Source organism: Herbidospora sakaeratensis, from assembly GCF_001570525.1.
GTDB lineage: Bacteria > Actinomycetota > Actinomycetes > Streptosporangiales > Streptosporangiaceae > Herbidospora > Herbidospora sakaeratensis.
Genome location: NZ_BBXC01000010.1, coordinates 339398 through 358441 on the forward strand (window position 1 = coordinate 339398; position 19044 = coordinate 358441).

Sequence of the window (19044 nt, forward strand, 5' to 3'; positions counted from 1 at the left end):
TCTCGTCCGTCAGGGGGGTGTCTAAGAACAGCTTTGAGGCGGCTCAATACCAGGTCAAAGCGTATGTCCCTATCGTTGATAGGCCCTGCCTATCGACTGAGGTGACCGCGCAGCGTGGCGTCGAGGGTGGCGCGGAGGTCGAGGCCGCGGGCGACGTCGAGCAGCGCCCGCACCACGACCGGCTCGGGTGACCGCTCGGCGGTGACGAGCCCGATCTGGGGTGAGCGCGGCGGGGTCTCCATCGGGATGATGCGCATGCCGTCGGGCACGCCGATCATGTGCAGCCAGGCGTGCGCGATCACGCTCGACCAGCGGTGGGTGGCGACGTGCGCGAACAGGGCCGACACGCTGTCGGTCTCGATCGCCGGGACGACCGCCGCCCCGGCGTCGTGGAACAGGTCGTCGAGGATGCGGCGGTTGCGCATCTCCTGGCCGAGCAGGCAGAGCGGCAGCGCCGCGACCTCGGTCCAGCGGGCCCTCGGGCGGTCGGCCAGTTCGCCGTCGTCGGGGGTGAGCAGCAGGTAGCGCTCCTCGTAGAGCGGGACGGCCCGCCGGCCGTCCTCGCCGTCGAGGTAGGTGAGCGCGGCGTCGATCTCGAAGTCGGTCAGCCGCCGGTGGATCTCCCGGGACGACAGGCTGCTCAGGGAGATGCGGGCGTGCGGGTGGCGTACGCAGAAGGGGGTCGTCAGCAGCGACGTGGCCGCCATGGCGGTGGGGATGGCGCCGAGGCGGAGCGTGCCGGAGACGCCGGCCCGCATCTGGCCGAGGTCGTCGCGCAGGCCGTCGAGGTCGGCCAGGATGCGGTGGGCCCACAGGAGCACCCGCTCGCCCTCCTCGGTCAGGCCGGTGAACCGGCGGCCCCTCCTGACCAGGGTGACGTCGAGGTCGGTCTCCAGACGGCGGATGCCCGCCGACAACGACGGCTGGGAGACGTGGCACGCCTCGGCGGCGCGGGCGAAGTGGCGCTCGCGGGCCAGCGCGACGAGGTATTCCAGCTCGCGGAGCAGCATGCCCCCAACCTAGGCCGCCAGGCCGGCGATCACTCGACGGCCTGGCGGCGGCGGGCTCAGAATCCCTGCGACAGGCGGTAGTACGCCTGGTTCCAGCGCAGTTCCTTGGTGAACCGGCGGGTGGTGGTGTCCGCGTCGATCAGGAGGAGCTCGACGCCGAGCATGTCGGCGAAGTCGTGCAGTTCCTCCGCGCCGACCGCCGCCGACAGCACCGTGTGGTGCGGGGCGCCGGCGGTCAGCCACGACTCCGAGGAGGTGCGCAGGTCGGGGCGGGGCTTCCAGACGGCGCGGGCGACCGGGAGGTTGGGGAGGGCCTCCAGCGGCTCGACCACGTCGATCTCGTTGGCGATCAGGCGGAAACGCTCGCCCATGTCGGCCAGGCCGATGACGACCGCCGGGCCGGGGGCCGCGTCGAAGACCAGGCGGACCGGGTCCTCGCGGCCGCCGATGCCGAGCGGGTGGATCTCGCACGACGGCTTCCCGGCGGCGATGCTCGGGCAGACCTCCAGCATGTGGGCGCCGAGGATGAGCTCCTCGTTCGGCGTCAGGTGGTAGGTGTAGTCCTCCATGAACGAGGTGGCGCCCCCGGGCACCATCGCCTTCAGCGTGCGGAGCAGCACCGAGGTCTTCCAGTCGCCCTCGCCGCCGAAGCCGTAGCCGTCGGCCATGAGGCGCTGCACCGCCAGGCCGGGGAGCTGGCGCAGCCCGCCGAGGTCCTCGAAGTTGGTGGTGAACGCCTTGAAGCCGCCCTCGGTCAGGAAGGTGCGCAGGCCGAGCTCGATGCGGGCGGCGTAGCGCAGCGACTCGTGCCGGGCGCCCTCGCTGCGCAGCTCGGCGGCGACGTCGTAGAGCTCCTCGTACTCCTTCACCAGGGCCGTCACGTCTGCGTCGGCCTGGGCGTCGACCACCGCGACCAGGTCGTTGACGCCGTAGGTGTTGACCGAGACGCCGAAGCGCAGCTGCGCCTCGACCTTGTCGCCCTCGGTCACCGCCACGTCGCGCATGTTGTCGCCGAAGCGGGCCAGCTTGAGGGAGCCGACCTCGGCCCGGCCGGCCGCCGCGCGCGCCCACGCGGAGATCCGCTCGGCCACCGCCGGGTCGGAGACGTGACCGGTGACGGTCTTGCGGGCCACCCCCAGGCGCGACTGCACGTAGCCGAACTCGCGGTCGCCGTGGGCGGCCTGGTTCAGGTTCATGAAGTCCATGTCGATGGTGGCCCACGGCAGCTCGCGGTTGGCCTGCGTGTGCAGGTGCAGCAGCGGCTTGCGCAGGGCGTCCAGACCGGCGATCCACATCTTCGCGGGGGAGAAGGTGTGCATCCAGGCGATGACGCCGCCGCACTCGTCGTCGGCGTTCGCGGCGAGCATCACGTTGCGGATGGACGTGGCGTCGAGGAGGACCGGCTTCCACTCCAGTTCGAACGGCAGGGCGTGGCCCAACTCGGCCGCGATCGCCCGCGACTGGTCGGCGACCTGGGCGAGCGTCTCGTCTCCGTAGAGGGACTGGCTGCCGGTCAGGAACCACAGTTTCACTTGGAACTCCTCTGTCCGTAGACGTTCTGGTAGCGGTCGTACAGAGCGTCGATGTGTTTCGGCTCGATGGGGATGACGGAGCCGAGCTGGCGCGCGACGTGCACGGTACGGGCGACGTCCTCGCACATCACGGCCGCCTTGACGGCGGCTTTGGGGGTGGCGCCGATGGTGAAGACGCCGTGGTTCTGCATCAGGACCGCGGGGGAGCGATGACCTTTCAGGGTGTCGACCAGGCCGCGGCCGATGTCGTCACCGCCGATCAGGGCGAACGGGCCGATGGGGATCTCGCCGCCGAACTCGTCGGCCATCGCCGTCAGCACGCACGGGATGGCCTCGCCGCGGGCGGCCCAGGCGGAGGCGTAGGTCGAGTGCGTGTGGACCACGCCGCCGACCTCGGGCATGTGCCGGTAGATGTAGGCGTGCGCGGCGGTGTCGCTGGAGGGCGCGTAGTCGCCCTCGACCAGGTTGCCGTCGAGGTCGCAGACGACCATCGTGTCGGGGGTCAGGTCGTCGTAGGAGAGGCCGCTGGGCTTGATGACGAACAGGTCCTCGCCCGGGATCCGGCCCGAGACGTTGCCCGCCGTCCAGGCGACCAGGCCGTAACGGACCAGCTCCGCGTGCAGGGCGCAGACGGTCTTCTTCACTTGGACGCCTCGTTCCGGATCGCGCGCAGCCGGTGGAGCACGGCCCCGTCGGCGAAGTGGTCGTGCAGCGTGCGGTATTCGGCGTAGAGCCGGTCGTAGGCCGCGGCGCGCTCGGGATCGGGCGTGTACGCCCCCGAGATCCGCTTGCCCATCGCCGCCGCCGCCGCGGGGATGTCGGGGTAGGCCCCGGCCGCCACCGCGGCGTGGATGGCCGAGCCCAGCGCCGGTCCCTGGTCGGAGTCGATCACCGACAGGGGCTTGCGCAGCACGTCGGCGTAGGTCTGCATGAGGAACGCGTTCTTCAGCAGGCCGCCGGCGACCACGAGTTCGTCGACCGGCACGCCGGACGCCTCGAAGGTCTCCACGATGACCCGGCAGCCGAACGCGGTCGACTCCAGCAGCGCCCGGTAGACGTCCTCCGGCTTGGTTGACAACGTCTGACCCACGACCACTCCCGAAAGATCGTGGTCGACGAGAACCGACCGGTTGCCGCCGAACCAGTCGAGCGCGACCAGTCCGTGCGCGCCGACGGCCTGCCCGGCCGCCAGAGACGTCAGGTGTTCGTGGACGGACACGCCCGCCGCGGCCGCGTCGGCCACGTAGGAGGCGGGCACGTTGTTGTCGACGAACCAGGCGAAGATGTCGCCGACGGCCGACTGCCCGGCCTCGTAGCCCCACAACCCTGGAACGATCCCGTCCCGTACGACGCCGCACATGCCCGGCACCTCGGCGAGGGTCTCGCCGTTCATGACCAGGCACGTCGAGGTGCCCATGATCGCGACCATCTGGCCGGGCCGCACGGCGTCGGCCGCGGCGGCCGTCACGTGGGCGTCGACGTTGCCGACCGCGACCGCGATGCCCTCGGGCAGCCCGGTCCACTCGGCGCCCTTGGCCGACAACGACCCGGCCCGGCCGCCGAGCGGCGCGAGTTCGGCGCCGAGCTTGGCGGTGAACCCGGCGAAATCGGGGTTGAGCGCGGTGAGGAACTCCTCGGAGGGGTAGGCGCCGTCCTGGTGGATGGCCTTGTACCCGGCGGTGCAGACGTTGCGGGTCTCGACGCCGCTGAGCTCCCAGATGATCCAGTCGGCCGCCTCGATCCAGCGGTCGGCCAGCGCGTAGAGCTCCGGGTCCTCTTCGAGGAGCTGGAGGCCCTTGGCGAAGGCCCACTCCGAGGAGATCTTGCCGCCGTAGCGGGGCAACCACGGCTCGCCGCGTTCGGCGGCCAGCTCGTTGATCCGGTCGGCGTGCGACTGGGCCGCGTGGTGCTTCCACAACTTGGGCCAGGCGTGCGGGCGGTCGGGGAAGCGGTCGCTGAGCGGGGTGCCGTCGGCCAGGGCGGGCAGGATGGTGCAGGCGGTGAAGTCGGTGGCGATGCCGATCACCTCCGACGGCGCCACCCCGGCCGACTCGACCGCCTTGGGCACGGCGATGCGCAGCACGTCGCGCCAGTCGTCGGGCGACTGGAGCGCCCAGTCGGGGGTCGGTCCGGAGATCACCCCCTGGGCGTATTCATGGACGGCGGAGCCGAGTTCGGCCCCGTCCCGGACCCGGACCACCACGGCCCGGCCGGAAAGGGTGCCGTAGTCGACTCCCACCACATAACGGTCATCGTTCACGCGAGACTCCTGTCGTCACAATGAGGCGCTGGAGAAGGATGAAGACCAGGAGCAGGAGACCGATGACGATCTTGGTCCACCACGAGCTGAGGGTGCCCTCGAAGCTGATCACCGTCTGGATCAGGCCCAGCACGAGCACACCGAGAACCGTCCCGAGCAGGTAGCCCGAGCCGCCGGTCAGCAGGGTGCCGCCGATGACGACCGCCGCGATGGCGTCGAGCTCCATGCCGACGGCGTGCAGGCCGTAGCCCGAGAGCATGTAGAACGACAGCAGCAGGCCGCCGAGGGCCGAGCACAGGCCGCTGACGGTGTAGACGGCGATCTTGGTCCGGGCCACCGGAAGGCCCATCAGCAGCGCCGACTGCTCGTTGCCGCCGACCGCGTAGACGTTCCTCCCCAGCCGCGTGTAGTGCAGCGTGTACGTCGCCACCAGCACCACCGCCAGCGCGATGAGCACCGTGGGGGAGATCCAGAGTTCGGGGGCGAGGTCGATGCGCGTCTGCGCGATGGCCGTGAAGGTGGGGTCGGTGATCGGGATCGAGTCGGTGCCGATCGTGTAGCACAGGCCCCGGGCCAGGAACATGCCGGCCAGGGTCACGATGAACGGCTGGATCTCGAAGTAGTGGATGATCGCGCCCATCGCCGCGCCGAGCACCCCGCCGATCGCCAGGACCAGCAGGATCACCAGGAAGGACGGTGTCGACGGCAGCAGGGAGGCGGCGATCATCGTGGTCAGCGCCACCACCGAGCCGACCGACAGGTCGATGCCCCCGGTGAGGATGACGAAGGTCATGCCGACGGCCACGACCAGCAGGAACGCGTTGTCGATGAAGACGTTCAGGATGATCTGACCGGTCGCGAAGCCCTCGTAGCGGATGCCGCCGGCGGTGAACATCGCGATGAACAGCGCCCCGGTGACCAGGACGGGCAGGTAGTTGCGCGGCAGCCGGCCGGGCAACTGGCGCGGGAGTGCCAGGGTTTTCACGTGCGGACCGTCACTTTCTCCCCGGCGGGCACCGTCGGCGGGGCCGGTTTTCTACGGGATCGGAAGACCTTGGCCCGGAACGCCGGCGACTGGAGCAGGCAGACGATCGTCACGACGAGCGCCTTGAACAGCAGCGTCGTCTCCGGCGGAACGCCGATGGAGTAGATCGTCGTGGTCAGGGTCTGGATGATGAGGGCGCCCAGGACCGTGCCGCCGAGGGAGAACCGGCCGCCGGCCAGCGAGGTGCCGCCGATGACGACGGCGAGGATGGCGTCGAGTTCGATCCACAGTCCGGCGTTGTTGCCGTCGGCGCTGGACACGTTGGAGCTGATCATCAGGCCGGCGATGCCGGCGCAGAGGGCGCAGAAGGCGTACACGACGATCAGCAGGCCGTGGGACCGGATGCCCGACAGGCGGCTCGCCTCGGCGTTGCCGCCGACCGACTCGATCAGCAGGCCCAGGGCCAGCCGACGGGTGACGAACGCGATCAGCGCGAGCACGACGGCCACGATGATGATGCCGAACGGCAGCGTCAGCCAGTAGCCGCCGCCGATGAGCTTGTAGGGGTCGCTGTTGATCGTGATGATCTGGCCGTCGGTGATGAGCTGGGCCAGGCCGCGCCCGGCGACCATCAGGATCAGCGTCGCGATGATCGGCTGAATGCCGACGATCGCGACGAGGAAGCCGTTGCCCACACCAAGCGCGACGGCCAGCGCGAGGGCGACGCCGATCGCGCCCAGGACGCCGCCGATCGAGTCCTGCGACGGGAGGGTGCTGATCTGCAGGCACGCCATCGCGCCCGAGATGGCCACCACCGAGCCGACCGACAGGTCGATGCCCTTGGTCGCGATGACCAGCGTCATGCCCAGCGCCACCAGGATGAGCGGGGCGCCGAACCGGAAGATGTCGATCAGGGAGCCGTAGAGGTGGCCCTCCTTGATCTCGATCTGGAAGAAGTGGTCGGTGAAGATCAGGTTGACCAGGAGGAGGGCGGCCAGGATGCCCGCCGGCCAGGCGAGGCGCTTCATTTCGCTCCCCCGCTCGCGATCGTCTCCATGAGCACGTCCGTCGTCAGGGTGTCGTCGTTGGGCAACTCGGCGACCAGCCGCCGGTCGCGGAGCACGGCGACCTTGTGGCTGAGCCGCAGCACCTCGTCGAGCTCGGCGGAGATGAACAACACCGCCATGCCGCCGTCGGAGAGCTCGACGACCAGCTTCTGGATCTCGGCCTTGGCGCCGACGTCGATGCCGCGGGTGGGTTCGTCGAGGATGAGCAGGCGCGGTTCGAGGATCAGCCAGCGGGCCAGCAGCACCTTCTGCTGGTTGCCGCCCGACAGGTTCCTGATGAGCATCTCCGGGTTGTCCGGGCGGATGTTCAGCGCCTTGATGTACTTGGCGACCAGCTCGTCCTGCTTCTTGCGGGGCACCGGGCGGCTCCAGCCGCGGCGGGCCTGCAGGGCCAAAATAAGGTTCTCTCGCACGGTCAGCTCAGGGACCAGGCCCTCTTCGCGCCGGTTCTCCGAGCAGAACGCCACCCCCCGGGCCATCGCGGCGCGCGGGGTGCGCAGGGTGACCTGGTCGCCGCCGATGCGCAGGGTGCCGGTCGCGGCGTGGTCGGCGCCGAACAGCAGCCGGGCGATCTCGGTGCGGCCCGAGCCGAGCAGCCCGGCCAGGCCCACCACCTCGCCCTCGCGGATGGTCAGCGAGAAGGGGGCGACCCGGCCGCCGAGCTCGGACGCCTCCACGAGCGTGTCGGAGGTGCGGGCGGGCGGGCGTTCGTCGAGGCGCTCCAGCTCGGCCAGCTCGCGGCCGATCATCTTGCCCACGAGCTCGACCTGGGGGAGTTCGGCGGTGACGTACTCGCCGACGAGACGGCCGTTGCGCAGGATCGTCATGCGGTCGGCGATCTCGTAGATCTGGTCGAGGAAGTGCGACACGAACAGGATCGCGATGCCCTGCTCCTTCAGGCGGCGCATGACCCGGAAGAGCTGCGCGACCTCGCCGGCGTCGAGGGAGGACGTCGGCTCGTCGAGGATCAGCACGCGCGCGTCGATGTCGATGGCCCGGGCGATGGCCACCATCTGCTGGATCGCCAGCGAGTAGTGGCTCAGCGGCTTGGCGACGTCGATCGGCAGGTCGAGCTGCCTGAGCAGGTCGCTCGTCCGGCGGCGCATCTCGCGCCAGTCGATGCGGCCGAACTTCCGCGGTTCGCGTCCGATGAAGACGTTCTCGGCGACCGACAGGTTCCGGCAGAGGTTGACCTCCTGGTAGACCGTGCTGATGCCGGCCTTCTGGGCCTCCAGCGGGCCGGCGAAGGCCACCCGGTTGCCGGCCAGCTCGATCTCGCCGCTGTCGATCGAGTAGACCCCGGTCAGCACCTTGATCAGGGTCGACTTGCCGGCGCCGTTCTCACCCATGAGGGCGTGCACCTCTCCGGGCAGCAGCCGGAAGTCCACGCCGTCGAGGGCCCGGACGCCCGGGAACTCCTTGCCGATCCCGGTCATCCGCAGGATCGCTTCAGCCATGCGCGTTCCTCAATTTCTGGCCTTCGATTGGAAAAGGGGCCGCCCCGATCTCAGGGCGGGACGGCCCCCGGCTCCTAGTACTGACGGGACGGCAGGGCCTGCTTGGCCTGCTCCTGGGTGAAGGTGGTCTCTTCGGTGACGACGCGGGTCGGGACCGTCTCACCCGCGAGAACCTTCTTGGCCAGGTCCATCAGCTGCGGGCCGAGCAGCGGGGAACACTCGACGATGTAGTTGATCTTTCCGTCGGCGAGCGCCTGCATGCCGTCCTTGACGGCGTCGACCGTGATGATCTTGATGTCCTTGCCGGGCACCTTGCCCGCGCCCTCGATCGCCTCGATGGCGCCCAGGCCCATGTCGTCGTTGTGCGCGTAGAGCACGTCGATGTCCGGGTTGGCCTTCAGGAAGGCGTCCATGACCTCCTTGCCCTTGGCGCGGGTGAAGTCGCCGCTCTGGGAGGCGATCACCTTGAACTTGGGGTCGGCGCCGATGACCTCGCCGAAGCCCGCCTTGCGGTCGTTGGCGGGGGCCGAGCCGGTGGTGCCCTGGAGCTCGACGATGTTCACGTCGCCGGTCTCGGAGGCGTACTGCTCGACCAGCCACTGGCCGGCCTTCTTGCCCTCTTCGACGAAGTCGGACCCGAGGAAGGTCTTGTACAGCGTCGTGTCGGCCGAGTCGACCGCGCGGTCGGTCAGGATGACCGGGATGTTCGCGGCCTTGGCCTCCTGGAGGACCGTGTCCCAACCCGACTCGACCACCGGCGAGAAGGCGATGACGTCGACCTTCTGCTGGATGTACGAGCGGATCGCCTTGATCTGGTTCTCCTGCTTCTGCTGCGCGTCGGAGAACTTGAGGTCGATCCCGGCCGCCTTGGCCGACTCCTGCACCGACTTGGTGTTGGCGGTACGCCAGCCACTCTCGGCGCCCACCTGGGCGAAGCCCATGGTGATCGTCGAGTCGCCGCCACCGCTGGCAGCGGGGGCGCCGCCTTCGGCCGTCGTGTCGCCGCCACTGCCGCACGCGGTCGCGAGCACGCCGACCGCCACCAGAGCCATGATCTTCTTGAACAAGGCCAAGTCCCTTCCGTATTTGTTAGCGCTCACACAATTTGCCCGGCCGGGAATCAGAGTGAAGCTTGGTCTGCCGTGTCGACTGTGAGCGTTAACATAGACGAGCGTCAAGAGTCCGCCTCGTCACGGTACGGTCACATGCGCTCAACCGGCTTGTGAGCCATGGCGCCATAGGCGAGAGACACCACGACGACCAGCACGGGAAAGGCGATTCCGGCCAGCAGCCCGGTGCTCAGCCCCCCGCCGGTCGCGTCGGCCACGGCCCCCGTCGTCCACGGTCCGACCGCCGCGCCGAGGTCCCCGAAGACGGCCAGCACGCCGAACATCGCCGCCCCGCCGAGCGGGAAACGCGCCGACGCGAGGCTGAAGGTGCCCGGCCAGAGCAGGCTCACCGCGAAGCCGCACAACGCGCAGCCCGCGAACGCCAGCACGGCGTTGTCCGACAGGCTGGCGAACAGGTAGCAGAGCGTCGCGAGCGCGCCCGAGAACACCATCGCGGGCACCAGGGGGATCTTCTCCCCGAACAACCCGTAGACGATGCGCCCGATGCCCATCAGCACCGCGAACAGGCACGGCCCGGCCAGGTCGCCCCAGACCTTCGACGCCCCGAGCCCCTCTTCGGCGAACAACGACGACCACTGCGACATGGTCAGCTCCGACGCGCCCGCCGCCAGCATCAGCACCATCGCGAGGATGAACGCGGGGGTCCGGAACAACGACGTCAGCGAGGTGCGGTGGGCGTCGGGAACGGTCTCGGGCATCGGCACCCGCAGGAACGCCACCAGGTTCGCCAGCGGCACCAGCGCCCAGATCAGCGGCAGCACGTACCAGGCGTCGCGGCCGATCCCGGCCAGCAGCAGGGTCGACCCGGCGACCACCGCGACCTGCCCCCAGCAGTAGAACGAGTGCAGCAGGCTCATCGCCGCCGCCTTGCCCTCCTGCGGCGCGGGCAGCGCGTCGACGACCGGGCTGACCAGCACCTCCAGCAGCCCGCCGCCGATGGCGTAGACCACCACCGCGACGCACAACCCGATGTACGGCGTCGGCGCGACGAACGGCGCCACCGCCAGCAGCACCAGCCCGGTCGCCGACATCACGTGGGCGAGCACGAGCGGCCCCCGGTAGCCGAGCCGGTCGACGTAGCGCACGGCGATGATGTCGGTCAGCAGCTGGGCGCCGAAGTTGAGCAGCACCAGACGTCCGAGCATTTCCAGCGGCAGCCCGTAGGCGGTCTGGAAGACGATGAACAGCAGGGGGGCCAGGTTGTTCACGATGGCCTGGGTGACGTAGCCGGTGTAGCAGGCCCAGCGCGTAGCCGTGTAAGACACCCAAAACCCCCCAAGGGCGACAGAAATCACCCGATGTTAGTGGAAGGTTCCGGGTACGCAGAAGGGCCGCGCACCCCCGAAGGGGTACGCGGCCCTCTGACTGCCAAGTGAGGCAGATTCCCAGCGCGAGCCGCGGTCGGCTTTGGGCCGCCCGCGGCTCGCTCAGCCGTCAGCTCTCATGGAACCCGAGTCGGAGACTCAGGTGGCCATGCGAAGCGGAGGCGTCTGGTCGGTCCACGCGGTGCAGTTCGCCGGGTAGGCCGGCGGGCCCAGCGGAGCACCGGGAGCGAAGAAGCCCCCGACGACCGGGACGGGCAGACCGACGGTGCAGATCGTCCGGTGGATGCCACCGGTGGTGGTCTGAACCGAGATGTGCAGGAGCGGGATCAGAGCGTCAATGATGACCTCTGTCGACACCGACTGCACGTTGGCCGGGTAGCCAGGCAGCCCGGACAGGTTGTGCCACATCGGCGTCGTCCGCGGGTCGCGGATCCACGTCTGGCCGTTCGGCCGGACCGACACCTGGAGGGTGTCGAGGAGCAGCGGCGACAGCGAAACCGACGTCCCTGCCCCCGGTCCCGCCGGGCCCTGCGGACCGGCCGGTCCGGACGGACCCTGCGGACCGGCGGGGCCGGTCGCACCGGTCGCGCCGGTCAGACCGGGCGCACCGGCCGGACCAACCGCGCCGGCCGGGCCCACGGGCCCTGCCGGGCCCTGAGCACCCGCCGGGCCGGCCGGGCCGACACCGCCGGTCGGGCCGACCGCGCCGGCCGGGCCCACGGGCCCTGCCGGGCCCTGAGCACCCGCCGGACCGGTCGGGCCGGTCTCACCGGGCGTGCCGGGCGTACCCGCCGGACCACCCGGGCCCGCGGGTCCAACCGGACCCTGGGGGCCCGCCGGGCCGACCGGGCCGGTCGTACCAGGCGTGCCGGGCAGACCCTGCGGTCCAGCCGGGCCCACCGGGCCGAGGCCACCCACGGGACCCGCCGGACCGACAGGTCCAACGGGGCCCACCGGGCCGAGACCACCCACGGGGCCCGCCGGGCCCACCGGACCAGCCGGGCCCTGGGCGCCGGGCGTGCCGGGCGTGCCGGGCGCACCCACCGGGCCGGTCGGGCCGACCGGGCCGATCAGACCGGTCTCACCGATGGGACCCTGCGGACCGACCGAACCCTGCGGTCCAACCGGACCAGCCGGGCCGATCAGACCGGTCTCACCGATCGGACCCTGGGGACCGACCGAACCCTGCGGTCCAGCCGGGCCCACGGGGCCCGCCGGACCCTGGGCACCGTTCGTCCCCGCAAGACCCTGCGGTCCAGCCGGGCCCGCGGGGCCCTGAGGACCCTGAGGTCCAACCGGGCCGGCGGGGCCACCCGCCGGTCCCGACGGACCCTGCGAACCGACCGGACCCTGAGGTCCGAACGGGCCGCGGGGTCCCATCGGGCCACGCGGACCCATCGGGCCACGCGGACCGCGGATGACGACGGGCTTCTTCCAACGCGGGTCGTCGTGCCACCCCGCCACACTCTGTGCCCGCATAGGGGCCGTGGAGTTGGCGGGCACGTTAGGGTTTTGGGCCGCCTGCTGAGTGCCGGGGACCTGAACGCCCTGCTGAGCCTGCGGCGCGGCCTGCGGCTGCGGCTGCTGCTGCTGGTCCCAACCGCCCTGCTGCTGGTTGTTGTCCCAGCCGCCCTGCTGGTTGTCGTCCCAGCCGCCCTGGTCGTTGTTGTCGTCCCAGCCGCGGTCGTTGTTGTCGTCCCAGCCACGGTCGTGGTGGCCGTGGTGGCCGCGGTCGTGGTGCCCGTGGTCGTGGTGGCCGTGGTGCCCGTGGTCGTGGTGGCCGTGGTGGCCGTGGTGCTCTTCCTCTTCGTGGTGGTGGCGGTGCTTCTTCTTGTGGTGCTTGTGGTGCTCCTCGAAGCGGTGGTGGTCGCGGCGGTGGTGGTGCCGCTCGTGCACGTGGTGGTGGAAGTTGCAGCGGTCGCCGAAGTGGTGGCCGTGGTGACCGTGGCCCCAGTCGCCGTCGCCGCCCCAGCCGCCGGTCGCGCCCCAGCCGCCCTCGTCGTCGCTCCAGCCGCCCTCGTGGTCGCCGTCCCAGCCGTGGTGGCCGCCGTGGTGGTGGCCGTGGTCACAGTGGTGGTGGCTGCGGTGGACGAAGTGCTGGCGGTGGTGACGGTGGAAGAAGCGGTGGTGCCTGTGGTGGTGGTGGCGGAAGCGCTTGATCACCTTGATCTTGACGCGCTTCAGCGGCCGCTTCTCGTGGAACTTCCAGCCGATGGCGCCGATGTTGTCGCTCAGCACACTCGCGTCGGCGACGGCCGAACTGCTGGCGCTGACGCCGGTGGCCCCGGTGAGAACCAGGCCGCTCGCCGCCACAGCGACGGCGAGCGCCTTGGCGCCGCGGACGGCGCGACGACCGAGCTCGCGCCCTTTATCCTGAAAAGTCATGTCAGTCCATGCTCTTTGGTACGTGCATCCGAATTACGGCATCTGAATTGATTCCGTAATGCTGAGTAGGGTGCCCGGCGTACCAAAAAGCGAAAAGCTGGACATAGCTAACTAACGTAAACGAGTTTCTATTGCGCAGGAAAAGCGCCGACGTTCTGACATGAGAGGACGTTCGTCATCGTCTCGCGGACTTCGCTGGTCGGATCGTTCAGATCCTCGGCCGTGACCCCCCGCAGCGCGGAGCGCAGACGCGTCAGATCAGCGGTGAGCACGGGGTTCGCGCGATCCGAGACGTCGTCGAGGCGGCCTCCCACCAGGCCGTCGATGACGGTGAGCGTGTTCGCGAGATTCGGACTTTTAGGATCAATCTGCTGAACTTGGGCGACGATTTCGACGGCGGCTTCGCATGGTGTCCGGTTATCTGCCCAAAATAGGACGTATAACCCCAGGCCCGACATGACTAATATGACGGAAACTGCGACGGCGACGCGGGACATTGACACTCCGAATGGCGAGGGAACACGCCACAGGATGCCGTGAATAGGGGAAAGGTTGTCTTCCCATGACGAATACGTTGGAGTACCGGGAAATGCCCGTCCGGACATTTCTGGATTTGTCGTGACGTAACGGCTTGACCTGGAGCGCGGTCCAGCACGCAGACTCGGTCGCGACGACGGGAGGAACACATGAGATACCGCACGATCGGCGCCACGCCCGCGACCCGGCGCGAGGTGAGCGTGCTGTCGCTGGGGGCGATGTTGTTCGGTTCGGTGACCGACGAGGCGACCAGCTTCGCGATCCTCGACCGCTTCGTGGAGGCCGGGGGGACCTTCATCGACACCTCGGGCAACTACGCCTTCTGGACCGACGGCGGCCAGGGCGGGCACAGCGAGGAACTGCTCGGCCGCTGGCGGCGCTCGCGCGGGGTCGGCGGCGAGATCGTGATCGCCACCAAGGTCGGCGGCCGGCCGCTGGCCCCCGGCACGAGCTACACCGACAACCCCGAGGGCCTGTCGGCGAAGATCATCCGTGAGTCGGCCGAGCGCAGCATGGAGCGCATGGGCCTCGACCGGATCGACGTCCTCTACGCGCACATCGAAGACCCCCGCACCCCGGTCGAGGAGACCGTCGAGGGCTTCGCCGCGCTGGTCGCCGAGGGCCTGGTCGGCATGCTCGGGGTCAGCAACCACGCCGCCTGGCGGGTGGAGCGGGCCCGCGCCCTGGCGGCGCGGCGGGGCCTGCCCGGCTACGAGATCCTCCAGTACTCCCACAGCTACCTGCGCCCCCGGGTGGACATCCCGGACGCCCTGTTCCGCGACGGCAACCTCGGGTCGGCGGGGCCCGACCTGATGACGTACCTGAGGGAGGAACCGGAGCTCGTGCTGGTGGCCTACTCGCCGTTGTTGTCGGGCCGCTACACGCGGGCCGACAAGGAGTTCCCGCCCGACTACCGGCACCCCGGCGTGGACGCCCGGCTCGCCAAGGTCCGTGAGATCGCCGCCGAGACGGGGGCCTCCGCCAACCAGGTCGTGCTGGCCTGGCAGATGGGGCACGAGGTGCCGATCATCCCGCTGGCGGGCGCCTCGTCAGTCGCTCAGCTGGAGGAGAACCTGGCGGCCGTCGACCTGGAGCTGACGGCCGAGCAGCGGGCGGCGCTCGACGCCACCCACTAGCCGGCCCGCTACCGGCCGGGCCCGAACAGGTCGTAGAGGGCGACCAGCAGCGCGGCCACCACGAACGCGGCCGAGGTGAGCATGGCGACCTGGAAGCTCTCGGCCCAGTTACCGCGCGAGGTCGCCAGGTGGGCGAAGTAGACCGCGCCGACGGCCGCGATCCCGGCCGCCGAGCCGATCCGCTGCCAGGTCTGCAGCACGCCGCCCGCGCTGCCCGCCCGCCCGACCGGCACCTGGCTGAGCGTGAGGGTCTGGTTGGGCGAGATGACGAGGCCGCTGCCGAGGCCCGACAGCAGCAGCGGCCCGGCCGCCGCCCATCCGGCGTGGCGGCCGGGCACCGCGTGCACGGCCAGCATCGTGGCCACGAACCCCACGGCCACGATGAACAACCCCCACGCGACCATCGCCCGGCCGTAGCGGTGCACCAGCCGTCCGCTGATCCCGGCGGACAGGCCCGAGCCGACCGCGAACGGCACCGAGGCGAGCCCGGCCATCAGCGCCGAGTACTGCAGGCCGTTCTGCAGGAAGAGGGTGAACACGAAGAAGATCGCGGTGAACCCGGCGAAGTAGAGCACGCCGATCAGCCCGCCGAGGGTGAACGCCCGCGACCGGAACAGGTCCATGTGCACCAGCGGCTCGATGCGCCGGGCCGCCCGCAGCTCCCAGCGCGCGAACCCGGCGAGCACGGCCGCCCCGGCCGGGACGAGCAGCCACTTCGCCCCGCCGGGCCACTGCTGGTTCTGCAGGAACGGCAGCAGGAGCAGCAGCAGCCCGGCCGCCAGCAGCAGCACGCCGACGGGGTCGAACCCGGCTTTCAGCGTGCGGCGCACGTTCTCGGCGGGCAGCACCCGCAGCGCGAACGGCAACGACAACAGGCCGATCGGCAGGTTGACGTAGAAGACCCAGCGCCAGCCGTTCTCCTCGCCGAAGACCTGGATCAGCACGCCGCCCAGCAGCGGTCCAACGGCGGTCGACAGGCCGATCACCGCGCCCAGGTAGCCGAAGGCCCGGCCGCGCTCCGCGCCCTGGAACATCTCCTGGATGTAGCCGCTGACCTGCGGCATCATCAGGGCGCCCGCCGCCCCCTGGACCAGCCGGGCGACGATCAGCCACCACTCGTTCTGGGCCGCGCCGCACGCCGCGCTCGCGGCGGTGAACAACACGATGCCCCACATGAACACCGCCCGGCGGCTGCGCGCGTCGCCCAGCCGCCCGCCGGGGATGAGGGCGAGGCCGAAGGTCAGGGCGTAACCGGACACCACCCACTGGAGGCCGCTGTCGCTGGCGCCGATCCCCGCCTGGATGTCGGGCAGCGCGACGTTGACGATCGAGACGTCCAGCAGCGTCATGAACGCCGGGACCAGGCAGACGGCCAGGGCACGCCAGCGACGGGGATTCATACCCCGTCCACTGCCCCCGCCTGGGGATTCACCAACCCTCCGACAGGGTGCGGGCCAGCGCGGCGGCGAAGAAGGCGGCGCTGTCCTCCGTCAGCACCATCGGCGGCTTGATCTTCAGGATGTTCAGGTGGTCGCCGGTCGGCTGCACGACCACGCCGAGCTCCAGCATCCGGTCGCAGATCGCCGCGGTCTCCTCGGTGGCCGGGGAGCCGTCGGGCCGGTTCAGCTCGACGCCCATGTAGAGGCCGAGGCCGTGCACCGCGCCGATGATCGGGTGCTCGGCGGCCAGCGTCTCCATGAGGTCGCGCAGGTGGTCGCCGACCCGGGCCGCGTTGGCCTGGAGACCCTCCTGCTCGATGACGTCGAGCACGGTCAGGCCGGTGACGCAGCTGACCGGGCTGCCGCCCGCGCTGGAGAAGAAGTAGCCGACCCGGCGGTAGGTCTCGGCGATCTCCCGGGTGGTGATGACCGCGCCCAGCGGATGGCCGTTGCCCATGGCCTTGGCGATTGTGATCACGTCGGGGACGACGCCCTGCTGCTCGAAGCCCCAGAAGTGGCGGCCGAGGCGGCCGTAGCCGACCTGGACCTCGTCGGCGACGCACAGACCTCCGTGGGCGCGGACCTTCTCGTAGACGGCCGCCAGGTAGCCGTCGGGGAGCGGGATCCCGCCCGCGTTGCCGTAGAACGCCTCGGCGATGAAGCCCGCCGGTTCGCCGACCATGGCGAGGGCCTTGGCGAGCGCGTCGGGGTCGCGGTGCGGGGCCGGGACCGGGCGCACCCAGGCCGGGCGGGTGGCCATCGCGTCCGGGTTGTCGGCCGTGGACGTGCTGACGGCGTCGGAGGCCGTCGTCCAGCCGTGGTAGGCCTCGGCGACGCAGAGCATCTCCTCGCGGCCGGTGGCGACTTGGACCAGCCGCAGCGCCAGGTCCACCGCCTCCGAGCCGCTGTTGACCAGGAACACCGTGTCGAGCGGGTCGGGGGCCAGGTCGGCCAGCCGCCGGGAGAAGTCGGCGATGGCGCGGTAGTTGAACCGCGAGTTGGTGTTCAGCAGGGCGAGCTGCCGCGCCACCGCCTCGGTGAGGCGCGGGTGGGCGTGCCCGATCGCCGCGACGTTGTTCACCATGTCGAGGTAGGTGCGGCCGTGCACGTCGGTGAGGTGCTGCCGCCAGCCGCGCTCGATCCGGGGCGGGTCGGCGTAGTAGTGCTCCTGGACGTCGGCGAGGGCGTCGCGGGAGAAGGGCGCCTCCTCGGGGGCCGGGCGGATGCCGAACAGGGGGCCGGGGTTGGGGCAGACGGCCTGCCAGGCGGCCGCCTCCTCGGGGGTGACGAAGGCCGGGGGTTCGAGGTCCCGTACCGAGCAGAGGGTGGCGTAGACGGGGCCGGAGACGGCGCCGATCTGGTCGCCGGCGCGGACCGGGCCCTCCCAGAGCTCGACCCCGCCCAGCCGCAGGTCGAGGGTGGCGCCCCGCAGCACCCCCAGGTGCACCTCGCCGTCGAAGGGCGCGTGCACCGGGGTGCCCGCCGGGAGACGCGACTCGACGCCGAGCGGGACCGTCGCGGGCGCGTCGAAGGAGTGGATTCGGGTCTCGGTCAGCCGGGGCTCGCCGGCCCGGTGGGCGACGCCCTCTTCCGGCGTGTACGTCTCCAGCACGGATCCCGGCAGATCGCTCGTCACCGACAGGTCCCGCACCGGCAGCACCGGCACGATCGGCGGGCCGGTGAACCGGGCCGGGGGAGTCTCCAGGAACGCCGCCTCGGCCACCTCGAACGGCAGGCTCAGCGCGGTCTCGAAGGCGCGGAACTCGGCGTCCTGGCGCTCGGTCGCGTAGTCGTTGTCGGGCTCCAGCAGCGCCTGGTGCACCCCGCTGACCACCAGCACCGCCGTGCGCGCCACGATCGCCGGCCAGAGCGCGGCCAGCTCGTCGCCGGTCAGCGGCACCACCCGCTGGAAGGCGCGCACCGCCGGGAGGATCGCCAGCGGCCGGTCGGGCGCGTGGTGCAGCAGCGACGCGCAGGTCACCGCGAGCTCGCCGACGATCCAGCCGTGCCCGAGGTCGCCGAAGTCGATCACGCCGTCGGGCACCGGCCGCCCGTCGCGGCCGATCGAGCAGACCACGTTGTCGTCGGTGAGGTCGCCGTGGACGGCCTGGGTCCGCAGGTCGCCCGCGAGGGAGTCGAGCCGGTCGCAGGCCAGGTCGGCGGCCCGGCGCACGAGGTCGCGGCCGGTCGACAACGAGCCGATCATCTGGTCGATCTCGGTCCGGGCCCGGCGCAGGTCCCACTGGGAGACGCGGTCGAGGCCGGGGTGGTCGAGGTCGGCGAGGTGGGAGACGAGCCGCCCGGCCAGGTCGCCGAGCCGTGCGACGACCACGGGCGCGAGGTGGGCGTGCTCGATCAGGGGCGTGCCGGGCACGAACGTCAGCAGCCGGGCCCGCAGCCCGTCGCCGAACCGGGCGACGTGCCCGCCGTCGACCGAGGGTTGCGGTTCGGGCACCCGCATCCGGTCGCGGAGGTGCAGCAGCGCGGCGTCCTGGGCGTCGAGTTCGGCGTCGGTGTAGCCCGTGTTGGCGACCTTGAGCAGGTACCGGCCGTCGACGACGAAGTTGCGGTCCTGGTTGCTGCCGACCTCCCTGACCTCGCCGTGCACGCCGAAACAGCGGTCCGCGATCTCTCGGGCCTGGTCGAGGGTGACATCAGGACGGACGACGTTCATGGGCCGACATTTCCGGTCATGTCGCCCAGTCTCGCATCGCCCGACAAACCGAAGTGATCGGAGTTGTCACCGTTTCGGTAGATAGCTCTTCTATGCCGGATCGGCGA

The 19044-nt window shown here is 70.7% G+C and carries 15 protein-coding genes; 2 read left to right on the forward strand and 13 right to left on the reverse strand.

Annotation, left to right across the window (positions count from 1 at the left end):
• Nucleotides 1–89: 89 nt before the first annotated feature.
• The 10 genes from AW271_RS14795 to AW271_RS42850 form a co-directional block, all read right to left on the reverse strand.
• The gene (locus AW271_RS14795) at nucleotides 90–1010 is read right to left on the reverse strand and encodes a LysR family transcriptional regulator (protein ID WP_062337070.1); all 921 of its coding nucleotides are present in this window, start codon (nucleotides 1008–1010) and stop codon (nucleotides 90–92) included.
• Nucleotides 1011–1066: 56 nt separating this feature from the next.
• Nucleotides 1067–2542, reverse strand: coding sequence for an L-arabinose isomerase (gene araA, locus AW271_RS14800; protein ID WP_062337072.1), 1476 nt, complete (start codon nucleotides 2540–2542; stop codon nucleotides 1067–1069).
• Entirely contained in the window at nucleotides 2539–3186 is a 648-nt protein-coding gene (locus AW271_RS14805) for an L-ribulose-5-phosphate 4-epimerase (protein ID WP_062337074.1), read from the reverse strand. Before AW271_RS14805 ends, araA begins: the two co-directional genes overlap by 4 nt.
• Complete coding sequence (araB, locus tag AW271_RS14810; protein ID WP_083976633.1) at nucleotides 3183–4784, reverse strand: ribulokinase; 1602 nt, start codon at nucleotides 4782–4784, stop codon at nucleotides 3183–3185. Before araB ends, AW271_RS14805 begins: the two co-directional genes overlap by 4 nt.
• Nucleotides 4785–4791: 7 nt before the next feature.
• On the reverse strand, nucleotides 4792–5787 hold the full coding sequence (yjfF, locus tag AW271_RS14815) for a galactofuranose ABC transporter, permease protein YjfF (RefSeq protein WP_062337078.1): 996 nt from the start codon (nucleotides 5785–5787) through the stop codon (nucleotides 4792–4794).
• Nucleotides 5784–6815 carry an ABC transporter permease gene (locus AW271_RS14820; protein ID WP_062337080.1) on the reverse strand — a complete coding sequence of 344 codons (1032 nt, stop codon included), beginning with the start codon at nucleotides 6813–6815 and terminating at the stop codon, nucleotides 5784–5786. Before AW271_RS14820 ends, yjfF begins: the two co-directional genes overlap by 4 nt.
• Complete coding sequence (locus AW271_RS14825) at nucleotides 6812–8311, reverse strand: sugar ABC transporter ATP-binding protein (RefSeq protein WP_062337082.1); 1500 nt, start codon at nucleotides 8309–8311, stop codon at nucleotides 6812–6814. Before AW271_RS14825 ends, AW271_RS14820 begins: the two co-directional genes overlap by 4 nt.
• Before the next feature lie 74 nt (nucleotides 8312–8385).
• Nucleotides 8386–9378 (reverse strand): ABC transporter substrate-binding protein, encoded by a 993-nt coding sequence (locus tag AW271_RS14830; RefSeq protein ID WP_245653061.1) that lies wholly within the window; start codon nucleotides 9376–9378, stop codon nucleotides 8386–8388.
• A gap of 134 nt (nucleotides 9379–9512) precedes the next feature.
• Nucleotides 9513–10706: an MFS transporter gene (locus tag AW271_RS14835; protein ID WP_062337084.1), complete on the reverse strand. Its 1194-nt coding sequence runs from the start codon at nucleotides 10704–10706 to the stop codon at nucleotides 9513–9515.
• Between the two features lie 198 nt (nucleotides 10707–10904).
• Nucleotides 10905–11486 carry a collagen-like protein gene (locus AW271_RS42850; RefSeq protein WP_218008053.1) on the reverse strand — a complete coding sequence of 194 codons (582 nt, stop codon included), beginning with the start codon at nucleotides 11484–11486 and terminating at the stop codon, nucleotides 10905–10907.
• A gap of 792 nt (nucleotides 11487–12278) precedes the next feature.
• Here AW271_RS42850 and AW271_RS40695 point away from each other — a divergent pair.
• The gene (locus AW271_RS40695; RefSeq protein ID WP_062337088.1) at nucleotides 12279–13202 is read left to right on the forward strand and encodes a hypothetical protein; all 924 of its coding nucleotides are present in this window, start codon (nucleotides 12279–12281) and stop codon (nucleotides 13200–13202) included.
• Nucleotides 13203–13279: 77 nt separating this feature from the next.
• On the opposite strand, the gene AW271_RS39670 is transcribed toward AW271_RS40695, so the two are convergent.
• Nucleotides 13280–13648, reverse strand: a complete 369-nt coding sequence (locus tag AW271_RS39670; protein ID WP_157554160.1) for a hypothetical protein — start codon at nucleotides 13646–13648, stop codon at nucleotides 13280–13282.
• A 189-nt stretch (nucleotides 13649–13837) separates the two neighbouring features.
• Here AW271_RS39670 and AW271_RS14850 point away from each other — a divergent pair, with 189 nt between their 5' ends.
• Nucleotides 13838–14824 carry an aldo/keto reductase gene (locus AW271_RS14850; protein ID WP_062337090.1) on the forward strand — a complete coding sequence of 329 codons (987 nt, stop codon included), beginning with the start codon at nucleotides 13838–13840 and terminating at the stop codon, nucleotides 14822–14824.
• 8 nt (nucleotides 14825–14832) lie between these two features.
• On the opposite strand, the gene AW271_RS14855 is transcribed toward AW271_RS14850, so the two are convergent.
• Together AW271_RS14855 and AW271_RS14860 are read right to left on the reverse strand one after the other, a co-directional pair.
• Nucleotides 14833–16224, reverse strand: coding sequence for an MFS transporter (locus tag AW271_RS14855; protein WP_062337093.1), 1392 nt, complete (start codon nucleotides 16222–16224; stop codon nucleotides 14833–14835).
• A 28-nt stretch (nucleotides 16225–16252) separates the two neighbouring features.
• Nucleotides 16253–18937, reverse strand: coding sequence for an aminotransferase (locus tag AW271_RS14860; protein WP_062337095.1), 2685 nt, complete (start codon nucleotides 18935–18937; stop codon nucleotides 16253–16255).
• Nucleotides 18938–19044: the final 107 nt, after the last annotated feature.